General features: G+C 74.5%; 17 protein-coding genes. 3 read left to right on the forward strand and 14 right to left on the reverse strand.

All coding sequences use genetic code 11. From position 1 onward, the window contains the following. Positions 1 to 53: 53 nt before the first annotated feature. Positions 54 to 2,771: a polynucleotide kinase-phosphatase gene (locus tag ACGF0D_RS38055; protein WP_392924382.1), complete on the reverse strand. Its 2,718-nt coding sequence runs from the start codon at positions 2,769 to 2,771 to the stop codon at positions 54 to 56. After that, complete coding sequence (locus ACGF0D_RS38060; RefSeq protein WP_392924385.1) at positions 2,768 to 4,363, reverse strand: 3' terminal RNA ribose 2'-O-methyltransferase Hen1; 1,596 nt, start codon at positions 4,361 to 4,363, stop codon at positions 2,768 to 2,770. The genes ACGF0D_RS38055 and ACGF0D_RS38060 overlap by 4 nt, the downstream gene beginning before the upstream one ends. Before the next feature lie 141 nt (positions 4,364 to 4,504). Here ACGF0D_RS38060 and dapD point away from each other — a divergent pair, with 141 nt between their 5' ends. After that, positions 4,505 to 5,509: a 2,3,4,5-tetrahydropyridine-2,6-dicarboxylate N-succinyltransferase gene (gene dapD, locus ACGF0D_RS38065; protein WP_392924388.1), complete on the forward strand. Its 1,005-nt coding sequence runs from the start codon at positions 4,505 to 4,507 to the stop codon at positions 5,507 to 5,509. A 148-nt stretch (positions 5,510 to 5,657) separates the two neighbouring features. On the opposite strand, the gene ACGF0D_RS38070 is transcribed toward dapD, so the two are convergent. Together ACGF0D_RS38070 and helR are read right to left on the reverse strand one after the other, a co-directional pair. Beyond that, complete coding sequence (locus ACGF0D_RS38070) at positions 5,658 to 5,957, reverse strand: DUF6087 family protein (RefSeq protein ID WP_392884343.1); 300 nt, start codon at positions 5,955 to 5,957, stop codon at positions 5,658 to 5,660. Between the two features lie 128 nt (positions 5,958 to 6,085). Next, positions 6,086 to 8,242, reverse strand: a complete 2,157-nt coding sequence (helR, locus tag ACGF0D_RS38075) for an RNA polymerase recycling motor ATPase HelR (protein ID WP_392924390.1) — start codon at positions 8,240 to 8,242, stop codon at positions 6,086 to 6,088. 465 nt (positions 8,243 to 8,707) lie between these two features. Here helR and ACGF0D_RS38080 point away from each other — a divergent pair, with 465 nt between their 5' ends. Beyond that, entirely contained in the window at positions 8,708 to 8,944 is a 237-nt protein-coding gene (locus ACGF0D_RS38080; protein WP_392924393.1) for a hypothetical protein, read from the forward strand. On the opposite strand, the gene ACGF0D_RS38085 is transcribed toward ACGF0D_RS38080, so the two are convergent. From ACGF0D_RS38085 to ACGF0D_RS38110, 6 genes are all read right to left on the reverse strand, one after another. After that, positions 8,890 to 9,672: a DUF6099 family protein gene (locus ACGF0D_RS38085; protein WP_392924396.1), complete on the reverse strand. Its 783-nt coding sequence runs from the start codon at positions 9,670 to 9,672 to the stop codon at positions 8,890 to 8,892. The two genes, ACGF0D_RS38080 and ACGF0D_RS38085, sit on opposite strands and share 55 nt — an antisense overlap. 88 nt (positions 9,673 to 9,760) lie before the next feature. Next, complete coding sequence (locus tag ACGF0D_RS38090) at positions 9,761 to 10,159, reverse strand: nucleotide pyrophosphohydrolase (protein WP_392924419.1); 399 nt, start codon at positions 10,157 to 10,159, stop codon at positions 9,761 to 9,763. Between the two features lie 8 nt (positions 10,160 to 10,167). Next, the gene (locus ACGF0D_RS38095; RefSeq protein WP_392924399.1) at positions 10,168 to 11,598 is read right to left on the reverse strand and encodes an AAA family ATPase; all 1,431 of its coding nucleotides are present in this window, start codon (positions 11,596 to 11,598) and stop codon (positions 10,168 to 10,170) included. Positions 11,599 to 11,854: 256 nt separating this feature from the next. Next, positions 11,855 to 12,694 carry a putative RNA methyltransferase gene (locus tag ACGF0D_RS38100; protein WP_392924401.1) on the reverse strand — a complete coding sequence of 280 codons (840 nt, stop codon included), beginning with the start codon at positions 12,692 to 12,694 and terminating at the stop codon, positions 11,855 to 11,857. Between the two features lie 132 nt (positions 12,695 to 12,826). Further along, complete coding sequence (locus tag ACGF0D_RS38105; RefSeq protein ID WP_392924404.1) at positions 12,827 to 13,642, reverse strand: RimK family alpha-L-glutamate ligase; 816 nt, start codon at positions 13,640 to 13,642, stop codon at positions 12,827 to 12,829. Then, entirely contained in the window at positions 13,639 to 14,544 is a 906-nt protein-coding gene (locus tag ACGF0D_RS38110; protein ID WP_392924407.1) for a RimK family alpha-L-glutamate ligase, read from the reverse strand. The genes ACGF0D_RS38105 and ACGF0D_RS38110 overlap by 4 nt, the downstream gene beginning before the upstream one ends. Before the next feature lie 256 nt (positions 14,545 to 14,800). Here ACGF0D_RS38110 and ACGF0D_RS38115 point away from each other — a divergent pair, with 256 nt between their 5' ends. Beyond that, a complete protein-coding gene (locus tag ACGF0D_RS38115) occupies positions 14,801 to 15,670 on the forward strand; it encodes a GNAT family N-acetyltransferase (protein WP_392924410.1) in 870 nt (289 codons plus the stop codon). A 102-nt stretch (positions 15,671 to 15,772) separates the two neighbouring features. Here ACGF0D_RS38115 and ACGF0D_RS38120 read toward each other — a convergent pair whose 3' ends face one another. The 4 genes from ACGF0D_RS38120 to ACGF0D_RS38135 all read right to left on the reverse strand — a co-directional run bounded on the left by ACGF0D_RS38120 (position 15,773) and on the right by ACGF0D_RS38135 (position 20,401). After that, on the reverse strand, positions 15,773 to 16,168 hold the full coding sequence (locus ACGF0D_RS38120; RefSeq protein ID WP_392884370.1) for a fic family toxin-antitoxin system, toxin component: 396 nt from the start codon (positions 16,166 to 16,168) through the stop codon (positions 15,773 to 15,775). Between the two features lie 29 nt (positions 16,169 to 16,197). Further along, on the reverse strand, positions 16,198 to 16,434 hold the full coding sequence (locus tag ACGF0D_RS38125; protein ID WP_355260484.1) for a toxin-antitoxin system HicB family antitoxin: 237 nt from the start codon (positions 16,432 to 16,434) through the stop codon (positions 16,198 to 16,200). 224 nt (positions 16,435 to 16,658) lie between these two features. After that, on the reverse strand, positions 16,659 to 19,292 hold the full coding sequence (locus ACGF0D_RS38130; protein WP_392924412.1) for a collagenase: 2,634 nt from the start codon (positions 19,290 to 19,292) through the stop codon (positions 16,659 to 16,661). 158 nt (positions 19,293 to 19,450) lie between these two features. Further along, positions 19,451 to 20,401 (reverse strand): LysR family transcriptional regulator, encoded by a 951-nt coding sequence (locus ACGF0D_RS38135; protein ID WP_392924414.1) that lies wholly within the window; start codon positions 20,399 to 20,401, stop codon positions 19,451 to 19,453. Positions 20,402 to 20,476: the final 75 nt, after the last annotated feature.

Genomic DNA, 20,476 nt, shown 5'->3' on the forward strand with positions numbered 1-20,476 from the left:
CGGGGAAGCCCGCGGGGAGCCCGCGAAGGGCTCCCCGCCTTCCGGCACCGCGCTCACAGTCGCGGATCGACCGGCTCCGACTCCAGCGCGAGCACCGCGAAGACCGGCTCGTGCACCCGCCACAGCGGCTCCCCCGCCGCCAGCCGGTCCAGCGCCTCCAGGCCCAGCGCGTACTCGCGCAGCGCCAGCGAGCGCTTGTGGCCCAGCGCGCGCAGGCGCAGCCGGTCGAGGTGCTCGGTGTAGTCCGGGCCGTAGATGATCCGCAGGTACTCCCGGCCGCGCACCTTCACCCCGGGCTGCACCAGGCCGCCCGGCCGGCCCTCACCGCGCACCGTGCGGACCAGCGAGGCCAGCGGCTTGACCACCATGCCCTCGCCACCCGCCGCGGTCAGCTCCTCCCACCAGGCGGTGGCGGCGGCCATCGAGGCCTCGTCCTCGGTGTCCACCAGGATCCGGCGGGTACGGTGCAGCACCGGCTCCTTCCGGTGTTCCGGGTGCTGCGGGTGCTGCGGGTCCTGAGGGCCCTGCGGGTACCGAGGGTCCTGCGGGTGTTCCGTGCCGTCGGCGGCGCCGGTCGCGTCGGCGGCCACCAGGCGGTCGATCCAGGCCAGGTGCTCGTCGTGCGGGCGCACCGCCAGGTTCACCCCCTCGGCCGCGAGCAGCTGGAACGGTGCGAGCCGGATGCCCGACAGGCCCTCCGTCGGCCAGCAGTAACGCCGGTACGCCTCGGTGAACGCCTGCGCGTCGGCCGCGCGCTGCCGCTGGCGGGCGGTCAGGTGGGCCAGGTCCAGGCCGCGCCCGGCCGCCCGCTCCAGCGCGGACAGCACCTCCGGCAGGACGGCGCCCGCCGCCGCGCCGACCGCCGCGTACTGGCGGCGCAGCAGTTCCACCGCCTTCAGCGACCAGGGCATCAGCTCGGCGTCCAGCAGCAGCCAGTCGGTGGCCAGCTCCTCGAACAGCCCGGCACGCTCGGCGGCCTCCCGGACCCGGCCGAGCACGGCGCCGGTGAGCTCCTCGTCGGCGAGGAAGGCGCGGCCGGTCCGAGTCCAGATCGCACCGGGGCCGGCCACGCCGAAACGGCGCTCCAGCGCGGACTCCTCCCGGGCGACCAGCAGCACCGCGCGCGAGCCCATGTGCTTCTCCTCGCAGACCAGGTGCCGCACGCCGTCGGCCCGGTAGCCGAGGAAGGCCTCCTCCGGGTGCTCCAGGTAGCCGTCCCGTCGGGAGGTGGCGCTCGGTGCCATGGTCGGCGGCAGGTAGGCGAGCAGCCGCGGGTCCAGCGCGAAGCGGCTCATCACCTCCAGCGCCGCGGCCGCGTTCTCCTCCCGGACGGCCACCCGCCCGTGCAGCCCGGTCTCGACGATCCGGCGCCCGGCCACGTCGGCGAGGTCCAGCGGACGGCCCTCGCGGGCGCCCGGCGCGTCGGTGACCAGCGGACGCACCGGGGCGTACCACTCGCGCTCCGCCTCGACGCTCACCAGCTCGCGCTCCGGGTAGCGCAGCGCGGTCAGGCTGCCGCCAAAGACGCAGCCGGTGTCCAGGCAGACGGTGTTGTTGACGAAGCTCGCGGCCGGCACCGGGGTGTGGCCGTAGACCACCAGCGCCCGGCCCCGGTACTCCTCCGCCCACGGGTAGCGCACCGGCAGGCCGTACTCGTCGGTCTCGCCGGTGGTGTCCCCGTACAGCGCGTGCGAGCGGACCCGGCCGGAGTTGCGACCGTGGTACCTCTCCGGCAGACCGGCGTGGCAGACCACCAGGGCACCGCCGTCCAGCAGGTAGTGGCTGACCAGGCCGCGCATGAACGCGCGGACCTCGGCCCGGAACTCCTCGCTCTCCCCCGCCAACTGGTCCAGCGACTCCTGGAGGCCGTAGGCGACGTTGACCTTCTTGCCGTCCATCGCCCGGCCCAGCTTGTTCTCGTGGTTGCCCGGCACGCAGAGCGCGTGGCCGGCCGCCACCATGCCCATCACCAGGCGCAGCACGCCCGGGGTGTCGGGGCCGCGGTCGACCAGGTCGCCGACGAAGACGGCGGTGCGGCCCGCGGGGTGCGCGGCGTCCACCGGGCGGCCCTCGGCGTCCCGGGTGAGCGTGTAGCCGAGCCGGGTCAGCAGGGTCTCCAGCTCGGAGCGGCAGCCGTGGATGTCGCCGACGAGGTCGAACGGGCCGGTGAGGTGACGCAGGTCGTTGTAGCGCTTCTCCAGCACGATCTCGGCGGCCGCGACCTCGGCCTCGCCGCGCAGGATGTGCACCTTGCGGAAGCCCTCGCGCTCCAGGCCTCGGAGGGAACGGCGCAGTTCCCGGTGCTGGCGGGGGATCACATGGGCCGGCAGCTGACGGTCCGGGCGGGAGCGGTTGCGCTCGGCGCACACCCCCGGTGGGACGTCCAGGACGATCGCGATCGGCAGCACGTCGTGCTCGCGGGCGATCGCGACCAGCTGCCGGCGGGCCTCGGGCTGCACGTTGGTGGCGTCCACGACGGTCAGCCGGCCGGCCGCCAGGCGCTTGCCGACGATGTAGTGCAGGACGTCGAAGGCCTCGGCGGAGGCGGACTGGTCGTTCTCGTCGTCGGCGACCAGACCCCGGCAGAAGTCGGAGGAGACCACCTGGGTGGGCAGGAAGTGGCGGCGGGCGAAGGTGGACTTGCCCGCGCCGCTGGTGCCGATCAGGACGACGAGGGAGACGTCGGTGACGGGGAGGCGGCGGGGGGTGGCGCTCTCCGCGCGGTCCTGGTCCCGGCTCTCGCCGGGGGTGTCGGTCGTGTCATCGGTCATCGGGGCTCGCCTCCTTCGGGCGTCGTGGTCGGGGTGGGCGTGGTGGGTGCCATGATCGTGGCGGTCGGAGCGGACGTGGTGGGCATGGTGGTCACGGTGGTCGTGGTGGTCGGAGCGGACGTGGTGAACAGGGCCAGCTGGGTCGGGGCGCCGACCTCCTCGTCCTGTGGACCGACCGGGCGCAGCTCCACGGTGTAGCCGTACGCGGCGGCGACCTTCCCGGTCCAGGCGCGGAACTCGGCCCGGGACCACTCGAAGCGGTGGTCGGCGTGCCGGACGGCGCCCGCCGGCAGGCTGTCCCAGCGGACGTTGTACTCGGCGTTCGGCGTGGTGACCACGACCGTCCTCGGCCGGGCGGCGCCGAACACCGCGTACTCCAGCGCGGGCAGCCGCGGCAGGTCCAGGTGCTCGATCACCTCGCACAGCACCGCCGCGTCGAAGCCCTTGAGCCGGACGTCGGTGTAGGTGAGCGCTCCCTGCACCAGCGACAACCGGGCCGCCTGACGCTCCGACAACCGCTCCAGGCCCAGCTTACGACTCGCCACCCGCAGCGCCCTGGTGGAGACGTCCACGCCGAGGATCCCGGTGAACCGGGCGTCCTTGAGCAGCTCGCCGATCAACTCGCCCTGGCCGCAGCCGAGATCGGCGACGCGGGCGGCGCCGGTCTCGCGCAGCGCGGTGAGGATCGCGGCGCGGCGCTGCTCGGCGAGCGAGGGCTGCCTGGGCTCCGGCTGTTCCCGCACCTCCTCCTCGGGCCGGTCGTCGACCGCGTTGTCGATCTCCTCGACCTCGCGGTCGTCGGCCTCCGCCAGCCGGGCCAGCTCCAGTCGCTCCATCGCGGCCCTGGTCAGCGACCAGCGCCGGGCCAGGTAGCGGCGGGTGATCAGGGCGCGCTCCGGGTGGGCCGCCAGCCAGCCCTGGCCGGCCGCGAGCAGCTTGTCCACCTCGTCCGGGGCGACCCAGTAGTGCTTGGCGCCGTCCAGCACCGGCAGCAGCACGTACAGCTGCTGGAGCGCGTCGGCGAGCCGGACCGCGTCGGAGGAGAGCGCGATCCGCACGTGGCGGGACTCGCCCCACTCGGGGAAGGACTCGTCCAGCGCGATCGCCGTCGCCTCGACCCGCCAACCCAGCGGCTCGAACAGCCGGGCCACCAGGGCCGGGCCGCCGGCCTCGCCCGCGCCGTTCGCGGGCACGGCGGGCAGCTCGATCCGCAGCGGGCGCACCCGCTCCGGCAGTTCGGGGCGGGCCGGGCAGGCGCCCTTCATGGCGGACCGGAACACCGTCCGCAGCGCCACCGCGAGCAGCGAGGACGCGGCGTACGGGCGGTCGTTGACGTACTGGGAGAGCGCGAAGTCGGGCGAGCCGCCGCGCCCCCTGCCGTCGCCCCGGCCCTTGCGGACCAACGCGATCGGGTCGATGTCCAGCAGCAGTGCCGCCGTGCAGAGCTCGTCCCCCGCCTCGGGGTAGAAGACGTGGGCCTCGCCGTGCGACGTGGTGAACTGCTGGACCTTGCCGGGGTGCTTGTGCAGCAGGAACCCGAGGTCCGTGGCCGGGGCCTCGGCGCTGCCGGTGGTGGAGATCGACATGAACACCCGCTGAAGTATTGCCCAGCACCGGAGCGCCGAGCACCGGGTTTTCCCGCCCCGCGGGCCGCCGACCAGCGCGTCCGCCGGGCGCGTCCGCCCGGTGGGCGTGTTCGGCACCGGGGCCCCGCATTGGTTAACGTGCACGGTGTGACTGCTGAATCCACCTCGCTCGAATCCACCTCCGCGGCGACCGGCGCCGTGGCCGCCGGCCTGGCCACCATCGCCGCCGACGGCACCGTCCTCGACACCTGGTTCCCCGCTCCCGCGCTGGCCGCCGAGCCCGGCCCGGCCGGCACCGTCCGGCTGACCGCCGAGCAGGCCGAGGCCGAGCTCGGTGCCGGCGCGGCCGAGGCGCTGCGCGCCGACGCGCGCCGCGGCGTCGAGGTGGTCGCCGTGCGCACCACCATCGCCTCGCTGGACGAGAAGCCGCTCGACACGCACGACGTGTACCTGCGCCTGCACCTGCTCAGCCACCGGCTGGTCAAGCCGCACGGCCAGAACCTGGACGGCATCTTCGGCCTGCTGGCCAACGTCGCCTGGACCAGCATCGGCCCCGTCCCGGTGGACAAGGTCGAGCAGGCTCGCCTGGCCGTGCGCGCCCAGGGCGGCCAACTGGCCGTGTACGGGATCGACAAGTTCCCGCGGATGACCGACTACGTCGCCCCGACCGGTGTGCGCATCGCCCACGCCGACCGCGTCCGGCTCGGCGCGCACCTGGCCGCCGGCACCACCGTGATGCACGAGGGCTTCGTCAACTTCAACGCCGGCACGCTGGGCACCTCCATGGTCGAGGGCCGGATCAGCGCGGGCGTCGTCGTCGGCGACCACAGCGACATCGGCGGCGGCGCCTCGATCATGGGCACCCTGTCCGGTGGCGGCAAGCAGGTCGTCTCGGTCGGCGAGCGCTGCCTGCTCGGCGCCAACGCGGGCATCGGCATCTCGCTCGGCAGCGACTGCGTGGTCGAGGCCGGCCTGTACGTGACCGCCGGCACCCGGGTCACCACCCCGGACGGCACGGTGGCCAAGGCCGTCGAGCTGTCCGGCCAGGACAACCTGCTGTTCCGCCGCAACTCGCAGAGCGGCGCGGTCGAGGTCATCGCCCGCTCCGGCTCCTGGGGCGGCCTGAACGCCGACCTGCACGCCCACAACTGACCTACGGGCAGGGGCTGTCGGGGTCCGGCGCCGGGGGGCCGCGCGCTTCCCGGGAACCGCTCCTTCCCCGGGTTCGGCCGCGACCGGGGCGGCTCGTGGTCCGGGTGCGGCTCGGGCACCGCTGCGAGTGGACCTGCCCGCGCGGGCGTCAGGGCTTGCGGTGGCGCCCCGGCGCCTTCCTCGGCCGCCGGGCCTGACGCCCGGGCCGCGGTGCTCCCGCGCCCTCGATCCCGTACAGGATCCGTTGGGCGGTGGCGTAGTCCTCGGCCACCGTCTCCGGCAACCACTGGTAGCCGTCCCAGCGCACGATCAGCCTCGGTTCACCCGGCGTCACATGGGCACCCCGCTGTCGTCCGCCCGTGAGCCGTACGGCCCGCAACTGCCCGACCGGCCGTAGCCGTTGCGCCCGCCTGGCCGCCCACGACGCCAGCGGTTCCTCCTCGTCCATCGCCCCAGTCTGGCCTCCCGCCGCCGTCACCCGACACCCGCGTCACCCGACCGGGCGAGGCGCGTTTCAGCCCCTCCGCTCCCTTCTCCCACACCCCGCTCCCTCCGCCGCCCGCCGTCGCCGTCTTCTCACATGCTCCTGAGGACCACCAGCCGTTGCGTCGCCCTGGTCATCGCGACGTAGCGGTCGACGGCTCCCTCGACGCCCCCGCCGAACGCCTCCGGGTCGACCAGGACGACCAGGTCGAACTCGAGCCCCTTGGACAGTTCCGGAGTCAGCGACCGGACCCGCGGCCGCGCCTCGAAGCCGGGGGCGCCGATCACACAGGCGATCCCCTCGGTGTGCTCGGCGAGCCAGCCGTCCAGGACGGCGTCCAGCTCCGCCACCGACCCGTGCGCGACGGGGATGCCGCTGCTGCGGACGGAGGTCGGCACGTTGGCGTCGGGCAGCGCGGCCCGGATCGCGGACTCGGCTTCGGCCATGACCTCTTCCGGCGTCCGGTAGTTGATGCTCAGCGAGGCCACCGTGCTCCGGTCGAGCCCGATCCGCTCCAGCCGCTCCCGCCAGGACTCCGTGAAACCGTGCCTGGCCTGTGCCCGGTCCCCGACGATGGTGAAGCTCCGGGACGGGCAGCGCAGCAGCAGCATCTGCCACTCCGCGTCGGTCAGCTCCTGGGCCTCGTCCACCACGATGTGCGCGAACGGCCCGGCGAGCGGTTCCGGGTCGGCGACGGGCAGGGCCGTCTCGTCGACCAGGGTGTCCTGGAGGTCGCGCCCGCGCAGCATCGCCACCGCGCCCTCACCGTCGTCGTCGGCCTGCAGGAGGTCGCCGATGACGTCGGCCATCCGTTCGCGCTCGGCGGCGGCCGCGGCCTCCCGCCGGCGCCGGCGCAGGTCCGCCTCCGGATCGCCGAGCCGCTGCCGGGCCGCGTCCAGCAGCGGCAGGTCGGAGACCGTCCAGGCCTGGGGCGCGTCCTTGCGCTGGAGCCTGCGGACCTCTTCGGGCGCCAGCCAGGGCGCGCACATCCGCAGGTAGGCGGGCACCGACCAGAGGTCGCTGACCAGGTCGGCCGCGTCGAGCAGCGGCCAGGCCCGGTTGAGCGTCTCGACCAGCTCGCGGTCCTGCCGCAGCGACCGGCGGAACAGCTCCGGCGAGACGCCCTCGTCCTCGTCCAGCTTGTCCATCAGGATCGTGGCCAGCTCCTCCCAGATCTGCTCGCGGGCCTCGTTGTGCGGGGTGCCCGGGTCCGGCGCGTCGAACGCGTCGGACCAGTCCTCGGCGCTCAGCCAGAGGTCGGCCCAGTGGGTGGTGACCTCCATGCCCTCGGTCGGCGGCTCCTCGTAGAACCGGACGGCCTTCTCGATCGCCTTCACCATGTCGACCGAGGACTTCAGGCGGGCCACCCCGGCGTCCCGCTCGGCCCCGGCCTTCGCCCCCTCGGCGACGAGGTCCCGCACGGTGCAGGTGCGCACCCCCTCCTCGCCGAGGCTGGGCAGGACGTCGGCGACGTAGGCCAGGTAGGGCTGGTGCGGGCCGACGAACAGCACGCCGCCGCGCCGGTGGCCGAGCCTGGGGTCGGAGTAGAGCAGGTACGCGGAGCGGTGCAGCGCGACGACCGTCTTCCCGGTGCCGGGGCCGCCGTCCACCACCAGGGCGCCCCGGGACCCGGCCCGGATGACGGCGTCCTGGTCCGCCTGGATGGTGGCCAGCACGTCCCGCATCCGGGCCGACCGGTTGCCGCCCAGGCCGGCGATGAACGCGGACTGGTCGTCCAGCGCGGCATGCCCCTCCAGGGCCTCGGCGGTGAACACCTCGTCCCAGTAGTCGCCGATCCGGCCGCCCGTCCAGCGGTACCGGCGCCGGCTCGCCAGACCCATCGGGTCGGCGTGGGTGGCCGCGAAGAACGGCTCGGCGGCGGGCGAGCGCCAGTCGACCAGCAGTCGGCGCCCCTCACTGTCGGTGAGGCCGAGCCGCCCGATGTACACCGGCTCCGGGTCGTCCGTGAGGACGACCCGTCCCAGGCACAGGTCCAGCCCGAAGCGGCGCAGGGCACGCAGCCGACCGGTCAGCCTGTGCACCTCGATGTCCCGGTCCATCGCCTCCCGCCCGAGGCCGCCCGGCGCGCGGCGGAGCGCGTCGAGGCGGTCGGACAGCTCGACGATCGACTGCTCCAGGCTCTCCGCGACGGCCGCGAAGTGCCGCTCGTCCTCGCCGATCAGCTCGGGATCGGCCTTGGCGGCGAGGCGGGCGGGAAGGTCGAACGCGCTGGTGGTCCGGCTGTTCATGGCATCAGCTCCGATCTGAGGCCTGCGATTGTGCGCCACCACGGGGGCCTTGCCGCAAGACCCCCCATGCGCTATACGTTGAGAGTGGCAAGGGGTGGGTTCTCCCCCGAGCCGTCTCCACCTCACCTCCGGTCTCCTCTCCGGGCGTGTCCGCCGACGCACCGCTCCACACGGCCGACCACCACCCGGCTCCGCGTCACCGGCCGCCGTCCCGCTTCGTGCCCCGAGCCGCTCCGCGCCTAGCCGAGGCAGCGCCGCGACGGCAACCCCGCCTCACCCGGGAGGCTTACCGCGCGCCGGAGTTGGACCGCATCGGGTGGTGTCCGGGTGACGACATCCGGAGCGGTTCGTTGGGTGCAACGGCGGGGTGGGTGCCCCGGTGGCGGGCAACTGCCGCCTCCCGCCGTGCGGCCGAGCCACCGTCGGCCGCTCCACGCCGCACCACCGATCCGAAGAGGTCCCGTGATGTCCGAACCATCTGCCACGCCGCAGTTCCCGAGCAGCCCGACGGGCTCGGCCGACGGCACCTCGGCCGGACCCGCCACCCCCAAGAGCCTGCTGGAGCAGATGCAGGAACTGCTCGCCTCCGTCACCGCGGACCTCGACGAACTCCAGGGCTCCGTCCCCGGGAGCGGCGACTCCACCGCCTATCCGACCGGCACGGACACCTCCGAGGCCTCGGACACCTCGGGCTCCCGGTAGCCCGCCGACCGTTCCTCCTCCGCCGGCCCGCCCGCCCCGGGTGGGCCACTGCCGGAGGGCGAGCCGCGGCCACTCGCCGCGCCGCCGCCCGGCGGACCGGCCTCGCCCGGCGGGCCGAGCCGGAGCACCAGTAACGGCGCCCCGCCACCGACCCGCTCCCGTTCCCGTTCCGCCCCGCCAAGCACCGCGGGCTGCGCCTCTCCGCCCCGGACCGCCGCCTCGCGCAGCCGCGCGGTGAGGTCCTTGCACTCCGACACCGCGTCCACGCCGTCGATGCACGTCCAGTAGAGGCTCTCGGTGTCCGCCCCGCAGGCCAGCACCACCAGCGTCTCGCCGACCTCCTGGAGCAGCCCGTCGAGCGCTCCGAGAGCGGGCTCCAAGTCCCCGAGGTCGGTGAGCCGCGCGGCCCGGCCGCCGCTCACCAGGGCGGCGCGGACCACGGAGCGGTCCAGGCAGACCGCCGCGTGCGCCCCGGCCTCGGACAGCTGCTGCCCCAGCCCGGTGAGCTCCTCGTCCTCCGACTCCGCCAGCCTGGCGCCCACCGCCTCGGTGAGCAGCGCGGCCTGCCGCGCCTCGGCCAGGACGTCCGGTACGTGCCTGGCCTCGGCCAGGGCGTGCCGGGCCGTCTTGATCAGTCGCAGTGCCTCCATGGCCAACCGCTCCCCTCGCTCGCTGTCGCCGTCGCCCCGGTCGCCGGGAGGGCGGTCCGTGTGGTGACGGCTGGTCACGGCGAAAGCGTGCGAGGAAGAGCGCGAGCGCGCATCCACGTTGCCAGAAGCTGTGGACAAGTGGGGGGTTGTGGATAACTCCCGCCCCTCACAAGGGTTGGTCGCCCACCTCCGAGTTGACGCCGGCCACATTTTCACCTGGTTCGGCCGCGTCCACCGGCACCGGGAAGCGGAGCTCGTTCCGCTCGATCTTGGCCGCCAGGGCCTCCAGCGGATCCACCCCGACCGCCGTGCAGAACTGCAGCAGGTAGGCCAACACGTCCGCGACCTCGTCGTGCACCCGGTGCGCGCGCTCCGGGTCGGACATCACCGACGCCGCCTGCTCGGGCGTCAGCCACTGGAAGATCTCCAGCAGCTCCCCCGCCTCCACGCTCAGCGCCGCCGCCAGGTTCTTCGGGGTGTGGAAGGGCTCCCACCGCCGGGCCGCCGCGAATTCCACCAACCGCTGCCGCAGGGCCGCCACGGTGGGCTCCGCCGACCCCGTCACTCGTTCGCTCACCCCTCCAGGTCTACCGCATCGCGGCCCGCCGCCCCAGCGCCCGCCGTGGACGCCCCACCGCCCACCGGGGATCCGGCCGCCCCCGCCTGCTCCGCCGACCGCTCACCCGACGGCTCGTCCGACCGGTCCTCATCCGCTGCCGCGCCCCCTGCCGGCACCCCGTCGAACGGGTCCGCCGTCTCCCCGGCCGCCTCCCCTCGTCCGCCCTGGACCGGCACCCGCGCCGTCTCCGGCCGCAGCACCGTGAACCCGGAGTCCGGATCCCGCCGGCACTCGACCAGCACCATCCCGCCCCCGGGCGCGCCGCCCAGCACCTCCCGCGCCGCCGCCGGCTCCTGCAGGGCCGCGACCACCCGCAGCTGGCTGCGGTCCGCCATGTCCCGCGCCAGCCGCAGCAGCGTGGCGGTCTGCTCGCCGGAGAGCCCCGCTCCCAGGTCCTCGGCCAGCACGGTGAGCTGCCGGTGCGCCCAGGGCACCTCGGCGGCCACGTCGAGGTCGAGCACCCCGGCCCCGGTCAGCAGCACCGCGGCGAAGGCGAGGTGGCGCAGCATGCCGTCGGAGGCCTGGTCCGCGCCGGTGCGCCCGAGGACGCCCTCGTCGAAGACGGCGAGGACCCGCCGCACGCCCGCGCTCTCGCGCTCGGCGAGGGTGAGCCCGAGCAGCGGGTGCGGTGCGGCGGACTGCACGGCGCGCAGCAGCTGCCCGTACCGGCGCGGGCACTCGTTGCTCAGCCGGGCGACGACGGCGGAGATGTTGGCGGCGTTGCTGCGCAGCCGGGCCTGCGGGTCGGCCCGCGCCCAGCCGCGCATCAGCGCGGGGACGGGGTGCAGCGGGAAGACCTCGCGCAGGGCGGTAAGCAGGTCCTCGGTGGCGGCGAGGACGAGGCACTCCCCGGCCGACGAGCCCGCGACCCGCAGCGGCAGCTGGGCGGTGATCATCGTGCCGCTGGGGAACGGCGCGCGGATGTCGCCCTGGCGGGTGTCGTTGTGCCAGCAGACGTTGACCCGCCGGTTGCGGACGTCCTGTTCGCCGGTGTCCATCAGGGTCCGGCCGTCGAGAGTGAGCGACTCCCGGGCGATCCGGACCGGGCCGTCGGTGCGGACGACCACGTCGAGCCGGATCAGGCCGTGCGGCGAGCGGACGGTGCAGCCGAGGATGATCGCGTCCCGTCCGTGCGGGACGCACCCGTCCAGGCCGCCCCGGACGGGTGCGGCGAGCGGGCCGGTGCGTTCGGGCAGCCCGTCCAGCGAGTCGGCGATCTCCTCGCCGAGGGCGAGCCGGGACAGCACGGCCAGCGCGTCGAGCGCGTTGGACTTGCCGACCCCGGCGGGCCCGTGCAGCACCGTGAGGGGCGCGAGCGGCAGCACCGCGCGCCGGTAGGACTTGAACGAGGTGAGCCGGAGCTCCTCGACGGTGGGGCGCGGCACGGGCGGCCGGTCGGGCCCCGGGGCGCCCGGTCGGAGCTGGGACGGCCTTGCGGACCTGGTGGCGTCGCGGTTCACCCGTCGGACGTTAGCCGCAGGCCGAGCGGCAGAAACGTGCCTGCGCGGCAGATTCATCCCAACGTGGCGCTCGACGGCGGTGCGCGGCCGGCGTCGCACGCGGGGCGGCCCACGTCGATGCGGAGCGCCGGCACGCGGCCCACGTCGGTGCTCAGCGCCGGCACGCGGCCCACGTCGGTGGTCAGCGCCGGTACGCGGCCACCGTCACCGAGGCCGTCACCTCGACCGGCTCCGGCAGCTCCGCGAGCGCGGCGTCGAGCCGCTCCGGGTCGGTGTGCCAGGCGCTCGGCCCCATGCCGACGACGGTGCGCACGTCCTGCGGGCCCAGCCGCAGGGTGAACTCGACCTCCTGCCGCCCCGCGGGCTCCAGGTACGGCCCGAGCTTCTCGTCGATCCGCCGCTGCTTCTCCTCGTCCACCGACAGCAGCCCCAGCGCGTCGACGAGTTCGCGCAGGTGGCGGGCGGTCGGCGAGACCAGCAGCAGGGTGCCGCCGGGGCGCAGCACCCGGCGGATCTCGGGCCCGTTGCGCGGGGCGAAGACGTTGAGCATCAGCTCGGCCGAGGCGTCCCGCAGCGGCAGCGGACGCCAGGCGTCGCACACCACGGCGCCGATCCGGGGGTGCGCCTTGGCGGCGCGGCGCAGCGCGAATTTGGAGATGTCAAGGGCCGCGCCGACGGTGCCGGGCAGGGCGTCCAGGACGTGTGCCAGGTAGTGGCCGGTGCCGGCGCCGAGGTCGGCGACCAGGCCGTCGGACTCGCCGGCGACCACGGCGGAGGCGGTCTGCGCCAGCGCCTCGGCGATCGGCCGGTAGTGCCCGGCGGCGAGGAAGTCCGCGCGGGCCGCGACCATCTCGGCGGTGTCGCCGGTGCCGGTGTGGGCGTCGCCGGCGAGGAGGCTGACGTAGCCCTGCTTGGCGAGGTCGAAGCTGTGCCCGGCCGGGCAGCGCAGGCTGCGGTCGTGCCGGGTGAGGGCCTGCGCGCAGTGCGGGCAGGCCAGGTAGCGCTCGATGTCCTGGAGCAAGGTTCCGTCTTCTCTCGCCGTACGCCCCGGCCGGTCGGGGCGCCAGCCAGCCTAACGACCTCGGCGGCCCGGCGCCCCGGGCCGCCGACCCGCCCCCGGCGAAGGGCCCCACCCAGCCCCCCGCCCCGTGCCCTACCGCACGCCTCTCCCGAGCCCGAGCCCGGCGAGCGCCCGCCCCCGCTCCTCCCCCACCCGCAGCGCGAGCGCCACGAGCGCCTCCGGCGCGCCGGGCCGGCCGCGGACCCCGGGGAAGGCGTTGACGTCCACGATGACCGGCTCCGCGGGCCCGTCGAGCAGGTCCACCCCGTAAACGTCGAGCCCGAACACCTCGCCGACGCGCAGCGCGAGCGTGGCCCGCGCGGCGGACGGCTCCCATTCCTCCGCCCGCCCCGACTTCCCCGTGCCGGTGGCGAGTTCGGACTGCCGCCGGGCCGCGAACACCTGCCCGTCGACCACCCACAGCTTCTGGTCCCAGCCCGTCCCCGGGACGAACGACTGGGTGACGACCGGCTCGTCGGGCCAGCGCTCGGCGAGTTCGCGCAGCCGGGCCGGCCCGTCCACCCGGGCGACCAGGTCGTGCCGCCTGCTGTGCCGGCTCTTGACCACGAACGGGTAGGCCGGATCGGCGAGTTCGCCCAGCCGTCCGACCGCCTCGGTGGCCGCGAAGGGCAATCCGGCGGCGCGGGCGAGGTCGGCCATCCGCACCCGGTCCTGGCACAGCGCGGTGGCCGCCGCCGAGTTGACCACCGGCGCGCCCCGCCGCTCCAACTCCCCCGCCAACGCCAGCGCCTGCGGCGTACGGGCTTTGAGCAGGTAGACGTCCGCCGGCCCGGTCACGGACCCGGCGGGCGGGACGACCCCGACCTCGTGCCCCTGCCGCACCAGCAGCTCGGCCGCGGCCGCCAGCACCGGGTGCCCCGGGTCGCCGGTGATCAGCCCGACCTTCATCGCAACTCCCCCTCACCAAAGCCGAGTTGCCCGTACGGGTCGCCGCCGGCGGGCACCAGTTCGGCGGGCCCGCCGGGCACCGACACGGCCGTCCCGCTGCGCGCGAGCCGCAGCACCGCCCGGGCGACCCTGGCCACCGCGTCCGGCACCTGCCGGAAGCTCGGGAAGTCGTTGACGTCCACCACCACCGGCCCGTCCGGCCCCAGCAGCACGTCCACCCCGTACAGATCCAGCCCGAACACCTCGCCGACCTGCGCCACGATCCGCGCGACGCTCCCCGGCAGCGGCACCTGCCGCTCGCGCACGCCCTGCCCGGGGTGCAGCGGGGAGGAACGTTCCGTCGCGAAGAGCTCGCCGTCGACGCAGTACACCTTGAGGTCGGTCCCGGAGTTGGGCACGTACGGCTGCGCGATCAGCAGCCCCTCCCCCGCCAGCTCGGGCCCGACCTCCAGCAGCTGGTCGGGGCCGCGCACCAGCCGGACGGCGCGCCCGGAGCTGCCGTCGGCGGGTTTGACCACCAGCGGGTACTCGGTGGCCGGGATCTCCGCCAGCCGCTCCCAGCGCGCGGCCGCGTACGTCACCGGGACGGGCAGGCCGCGGCTACGGCCGATGACCGCGGCGAGCGCCTTGTCCCTGACCCCGCGGATCGAACGCACGTCGTTCACCGTGGTGAGGCCGACGGCGGCGGCCGACTCCAGCAGGGTCAGCCCGGGTCCGCCGGAGACGGTCTTGAGCACCCAGGCGTCGTGGCTGCCGGCCCGGACCTCCTCGGAGATCGCCAGCAGCGAGTCCCCGGGGCGCAGCACGTCCACCCGGTGCCCCCACGCCGTGAGTTGGCGCGCCACGTCGAGCGGCATGCCGTCGTGCCGGTAGTGTTCCTCCACCAGAAAGCAGAGCCTCATCGGCCTGTCTTCCCCCTTGCCTCGCCTAGTGCAGACGTCCGCCGTCCCCCTCGGCAGAGCTGTAAAGGCTTCAGCATGCACGTCGTGTCCGCACAAGATCGCTGCGAGCGGGTAAGCGTTCGGCAACAATCGGCCCGGAACGACGACAGCGAACCCCCGGGTCGACGGCGCGGACCCCGCGCCCCCGACAGGAGCAGACCGCGCGACCCCGACAAATCGGTGGCACCGCACCGCCGCCCCTGCTTGGATGCACGCCGTGACCTCTGCCGATCATGCCCCCGACCGCCCCCTGCTCGACGAGATCGAGCGCTACTACGACGCCGTTCCGCGCGGCGCCGCCCGCACCGAGGACTTCGGACCGCTGACCCTGTTCGTCCGCGAGGATGCCGGCTGGCCGTACTACGCCCGCCCGACCCTCGACCACACCGGCCCGGCCGCCACCGCCGAGGACGTCCGCCGGGTGCTGGAACGGCAGCGGGAGCTGGGCGTGCCGGAGGCCTTCGAGTGGGTGGCCGAGCGGACCCCCGGGCTGCGCGCGGCGGTCGAGGCGGCGGGCCTGACGGTGCACGAGCACCCGCTGCTGGTGCTGGGCCCGCAGGACGAAGCGGCCCCGGTGCCCGAGCTGCCGGGGCGGGTGGAGGTCCGGGTGCTGGCTCCGGACGCGCCGGAGCTGGCGGCCGCCATCGCCGTCCCGCACCTGGCCTTCGACGATCCGGGCACCGCCATCGGCTCGGCCGGTGCGGCCGAACTCGCCGAGTCCGCAGTGAAGTTGACGGCCGACGGCACGGCCGAGCGGATCGCCGACCGGATCACCGCCGGCGCCACCGTGCTGGCCGCGGCCGTCGAGGACGGTACGGCTCTGTGCGCGGGCCAGCACAACCCGGTGGGCCCGGTCACCGAGGTGGCCGGGGTGGGCACGCTCCCGTCCGCACGCCGGCGCGGGCTGGGCCTGGCGGTCACCGCGGCCCTGGTCGCCCACGCCCGGGCGAACGGGGTGCGGACGGTGTTCCTGTCCGCCGCCGACGAGGACGTCGCCCGGATCTACCGCCGGATCGGCTTCCGCGCCTTCGCGACCGCCCTGATAGCGGAGCCCGCCGCCCAGCAGGAACCCACCGACGGGCAGTAACCGGCGGCAACCGGCCGACCGGCGGACTCCGGCCGACCCCGGCCGGAGCCCGCCGCGTAGCAGCACCCCGGGAGCCCCCGCCGGGGACGGGGACGGCGCCGGTCAGTCGTCGTCCTCGTCCTCCTCGTCCGCTCCGGCGACCCCCTCCCCCTCCGCCTCGTCGACCACCCAGGCCGCCAGCCGCTCGGCCACGCCCGACACCCCGAGCCGCCCCTCGCGGATGGCCCGGGAGAGGCTGCGTACCTCGCGGGCGGTGGTGGCGACGGTGCAGCCACTGGCGACCAGGTAGGCGTAGGCGACGGCGGTCGCGAAGAGTTCGTTGGTCTTCTCCAGCGCGGGCACCCGGATCAGCTGGTGCATCAGCGCCGCGGCGCGGTCCGGTGGTTCGGGGTAGACCGCGATGTCGAATATCTCGGCCTGGTGGCGGGTGACGGCCGCGAGCAGTGAGCCGTAGTCGGTGACCTGTGGGTCACCGGGGGTGTACTGCTCGGCGGTCATGAGCAACCACGAGAGGTCGACCTCCAGCTTCAACGGCGCACGTCCTGGAGGTCGCCCGGCTCCGCGAACTCGGCGAGGAAGGCCGACTCGTACTCCTTCATGAACTGCGCGGCCGCGTCCACGAAGGCCCGCCCGGACTCGCCCATGTCCTGTTGGACCAGGCGCTCGATGTACTGGTTCATGGAGATCCCCTGCTGCTCCGCCCGTTCCCGGGCCATCTCGGCGGTCGTGGCGTCGACCCGCACGTTCAGCTGCTTCTTACCCATGCCGTTCAAGCTAGCGCTCAAGTGCTAGCACAACAAGGGCGCACGCACACCGCCCGCACACCTGTGGCACGCCCCCGCGCAACCTCGCCGTCACCGGAACGCGGGAAACCGGGGAACACCGGAGCGTCGGAGTACCAGGACACCGGAACGCCGGACGGCCGGGCCCGCGGCTGCTGCCACGGACCCGGCCCGCGCCCGGAGGACGGCGCACGGCGGACGACGGATCAGAACTGGGTGCTGACGGTCACCCCGCTGAAGTCGGTGTTCGCGTAGAGGCTCACGTACCGGTAGCCCGCCGTCGGGTTGGTCACCGTGATGCTCTGGGTGGTGCCCGGGTTGGTGGACGAGGCGGTGTACGCGCTCGGCGAGGCCCAGGTGCTCTCGTTGTAGTACAGGGAGGCGGTGCCGGTGCCCCCGGAGGCGGTGATCTTCAGGGTGCTGGTGCCGGCCGGCAGGTAGACGTACAGGTAGTCCAGGTTGCCGGCGGTGGCGGAGAGGTTGGCGCGCGAGCAGTTCTTGCCGAGCGCGTCGGTGCGCGGGTCGGTGCAGGTCGGCGGGGTGGTGGGGCCGCCGCCTCCGCCGGTGGTCACGGTGACGGAGGCGGGGGTGCTGGCGGTCCTGCCGGTGTCGTCGGTGACGGTCAGCGCGACGGTGTAGGTGCCGGCGGCCGCGTAGGTGTGGGTCGGGTTCTGCTGGTCGGAGGAGCCGCCGTCGCCGAAGGTCCAGTGCCAGGCGGTGATCCGGCCGGACCCGGTCTGGACCGACTTGTCGGTCAGGGTGACGGTCGGGCCGCTCACGGTCTGGCCGAACAGCGCGGTCGGGCCGGCCGCGTAGCAGGCGCCGCCGGCGCAGGCGTCGAGCCAGGCGTCGAAGTCGGCGTCGTAGCCGGTGCCGATGCCGTTGTAGACCGCGTAGCCGCCCTGGTAGTCGCCGGTGCGGAAGTGCCCGAGCATGGCGTCGACGTCCGCCGGGTGCTTCTCGAACATGTACCGGACCGCCAGGTAGCCCCACGGGTAGGTGCGCACGGTGTCCGAGTTGCCGTACGTGCTCTGGAAGAGCGTGCTCAGCTTGTACGTGTGCTTGGCGGCCTCGGCCATCGCCTGGGTGTCGGTGGTGCCGCGGTAGGCGTAGGACTCGTACTCGGCGACGCCCTCGATCCACCAGATGTCCGGGACGGAGATCTCGGTGGAGAAGTTGCCCTTGAGGTCGTAGATGTTGTCCAGGTAGTGCGTGTACTCGTGGTTGAGGTTCCACACGTTGGCGGTGAAGCCGTCGTTCCAGGACTTCTGGTACATCACGCACACGGCCCGGTTGTTCGGGTCGGTCGGGTCCATGACGGTCTGTCCGCCGTTGTCGGTGGAGTTGTTGAAGATCGCCCAGGAGTAGGTCAGGTAGTCGGCCTGGTTGGCGAAGACCGCGAGGGTCAGCTCCTTGTCGTACTGGCCGGGGATCGGGCCGCTGTCCTTGACCAGCTTGTGGAAGAAGGTGTCCTCGCCGCGCAGGCTGGCGCAGACCGCGGACAGGTCGGCGGGCGAGAGCGCCTCGGTCTGGATGGTGCGGTTGTCGCAGACCAGCTGGTTCGGCAGCACCGCGGCGGTCAGCTTGGCCGGAAGGTCGCAGGTGCCGTAGTAGGAGCACTGGCCGGGGTCGAAGCTGTTGGCCTGGTAGGCGGTGTGGACGTACAGCGGGCCGGTGGCGCCGGTGATCTGTGCGCCGTCGAGGACGGCCTTGACCTTGCCCTTGACCGCGGCCTCGACCGTCGGGCCGTCGCCGGCCATCCGGCCGAGGTCGTTGCCCGCGTTGACGTCCAGGTAGGCGTTGGCCGTGCCGAGCAGGTCCTTGTGGTTCAGCGCGAAGTCGCCCAGGGTGGCGCCGATGCTCGGGTCGGCGCCGACCGCGCTGACGAAGTCGGGGTTCCAGTTGCCCCGCCACAGCGGCGCGGAGAGCACCGCGTTGACCGCCTTGAGCATCTTCGGGAAGGCGTTGTACGAGTTGTCGTACGCCGTCAGGACCTGCTTGTAGACGCCCAGGTAGGCGCCCTGGAGGTTGGCGCTGTCGGTGAGCACCAGCACCTCGTTGAGCACGGTGCCGTTGGCGTCGCTGACGTCGGTGCGGTGGGCACTGGCGAAGAAGGCGTCGAGGGCGGCCTTGGAGGCGCCGGTCAGCGCCGCGTCGTACGGGCCCACCGCGCCCGCGTTGTACGACTGCACGTACCAGCCGGCCCGCTGGAAGAGCACCAGCTGCAGGATGCCGGTCGAGTTGTCGCCGGTGTAGCCGCCCGCCGCGGCCTGGAAGGCGTTGGCGACGGTGAGCATCTTCGACTCCTTGAAGATGCCGCCCGCGTCCGCGCCGGTGACGTTGAACAGGGTGTTGACGCAGTCCGGGGTCGAGGCCTCCAGGAAGGAGACCAGGTCGGCCCCACTGCGGCTGCCGAAGTCGGCCGGGGTGCAGCTCTGCGCGGCGGCGGCCGCACCGGCGGCACCGCGGGCGGCGAGGGCCGCCTTGGCCGGCACGGCGGTCTTCGGATCGGCCGGGCGCGGCGCGGTCTGCACGGCGGTACCGGCCGGCTGGCCCATCACGGCCTGGCCGAGCAGGGCCGGGGGCAGCGGCTTGGCGACGGGGGCGGGTTCCTCGGCCGCGCGGGCCTGCTCGGCCGGGTCGACCGTGAGGAAGGCGCCGAGCGGCTTCGGCAGGACGGAGCCCGGGTCGGCCGCAGGGGTCGCCGGCCGGGCGGCCGCACCGGAGGGGGCGGAAGCGGCGGAAGCGGCGGAAGCGGCGGCCGGCAGCAGCGTGGCGGCGGCGCAGCAGCCGGCAACGAGGCCGGCCAGCAGGGTGGGGAGGGGTATCCGTGGGCGCACTGGTGGGTCCTTCTCCTGTGGGGGAGGCGCTGGGAGGACTGCCGAGACGGTGGGGGAACGCGTCATGATCCTGCCAGCGACGGAAGGTCAGAACAATGTCACAGGTCATATGACATTGCCTGGCCCTGCCATAACACTCCGGCCCTGACCCTGCCCCGCTACGGCCGGTACGTCCGCGCCGCCCACGCCTGGAAGCCCGGCGCGGCCGCGACCAGGTCCCGGTACGCCGCGACCGCCGCCCCGAACAGCGCCTCCACGACCTCCCCGTCCACCCCGGCCGGCCGCCAGACCAGCAGCTGCCGGACCCAGATCGGCGTCCCGGCGAGCGGTTTGACCAGCACCTCGGCGAGCGGCCGGGTGGTGGCCCGGACGACGGAGACGCCGAGCCCGGCGGCGACCATCTCCTGGAGCTCCAGCCGGCCGCCGAGGAACTCGTGGACGCTCGCCGGGGTGAACCCCGCCGCGGCGCAGGCCCCGTGGAACACGCCGTGCCAGCCGGCCCCGTCGTCGGGGGCCAGGAGCCACTCCTCCTCCGCGAGGTCCGCCAGGGCCACCTCGGCGTGGTGCCGCAGCCGGTGGCCGGCCGGCAGCGCGACGAAGACGGGCTCGGTGACGATGCCGCGGTGCGCGACGGACGGCGAGCGGCCCAGCTCCCGGCCCGGGTAGTCCACGGCCACCGCGGCGTCCGCCTCGCCCAGCTCCAGCAACTCGACGGCGTCCGAGGGGCGGTGGACCGACGTCACGGTGAAGCGCTGCCCGGGCCGCTGATGCCGGGCCCTGGCGAGCAGCCCGGGCAGGATCGGCTCGCTGGCCGCCGCCAGCCGCAACTCGCGCGGGGCGGGCCCCGCCTGGGCTTCCGGTCGGCGCCCCAGACTGTCGGCGCGGGCGAGCAGCTCCCGGGCGGCGGCCAGCACCTCCACCCCGAAGCCGGTCGGCGCGACCCCGGCGGCGGTGCGGTCGAACAGCGAGGCGCCCAGGTGGCGCTCGATCCGGCGCAGCTGGGTGCTGGTCGCCGGCTGCGAGGCGCCGAGCAGGGCGGCGGCCCGCCCGACGCTCCCGGTGTCGGCGATGGCGCACAGCACCCGCAGGTGCCGAAGCTCCAACTCCATGACGCTCCCCCTCACGCACCGGCCGGCCCCGGCCGGTGGCGTGGGGTGGCTGCCACCACGGGCGGTGCAACAGCA

This window comes from Kitasatospora sp. NPDC048298 (assembly GCF_043201465.1).
Classification (GTDB): domain Bacteria; phylum Actinomycetota; class Actinomycetes; order Streptomycetales; family Streptomycetaceae; genus Kitasatospora.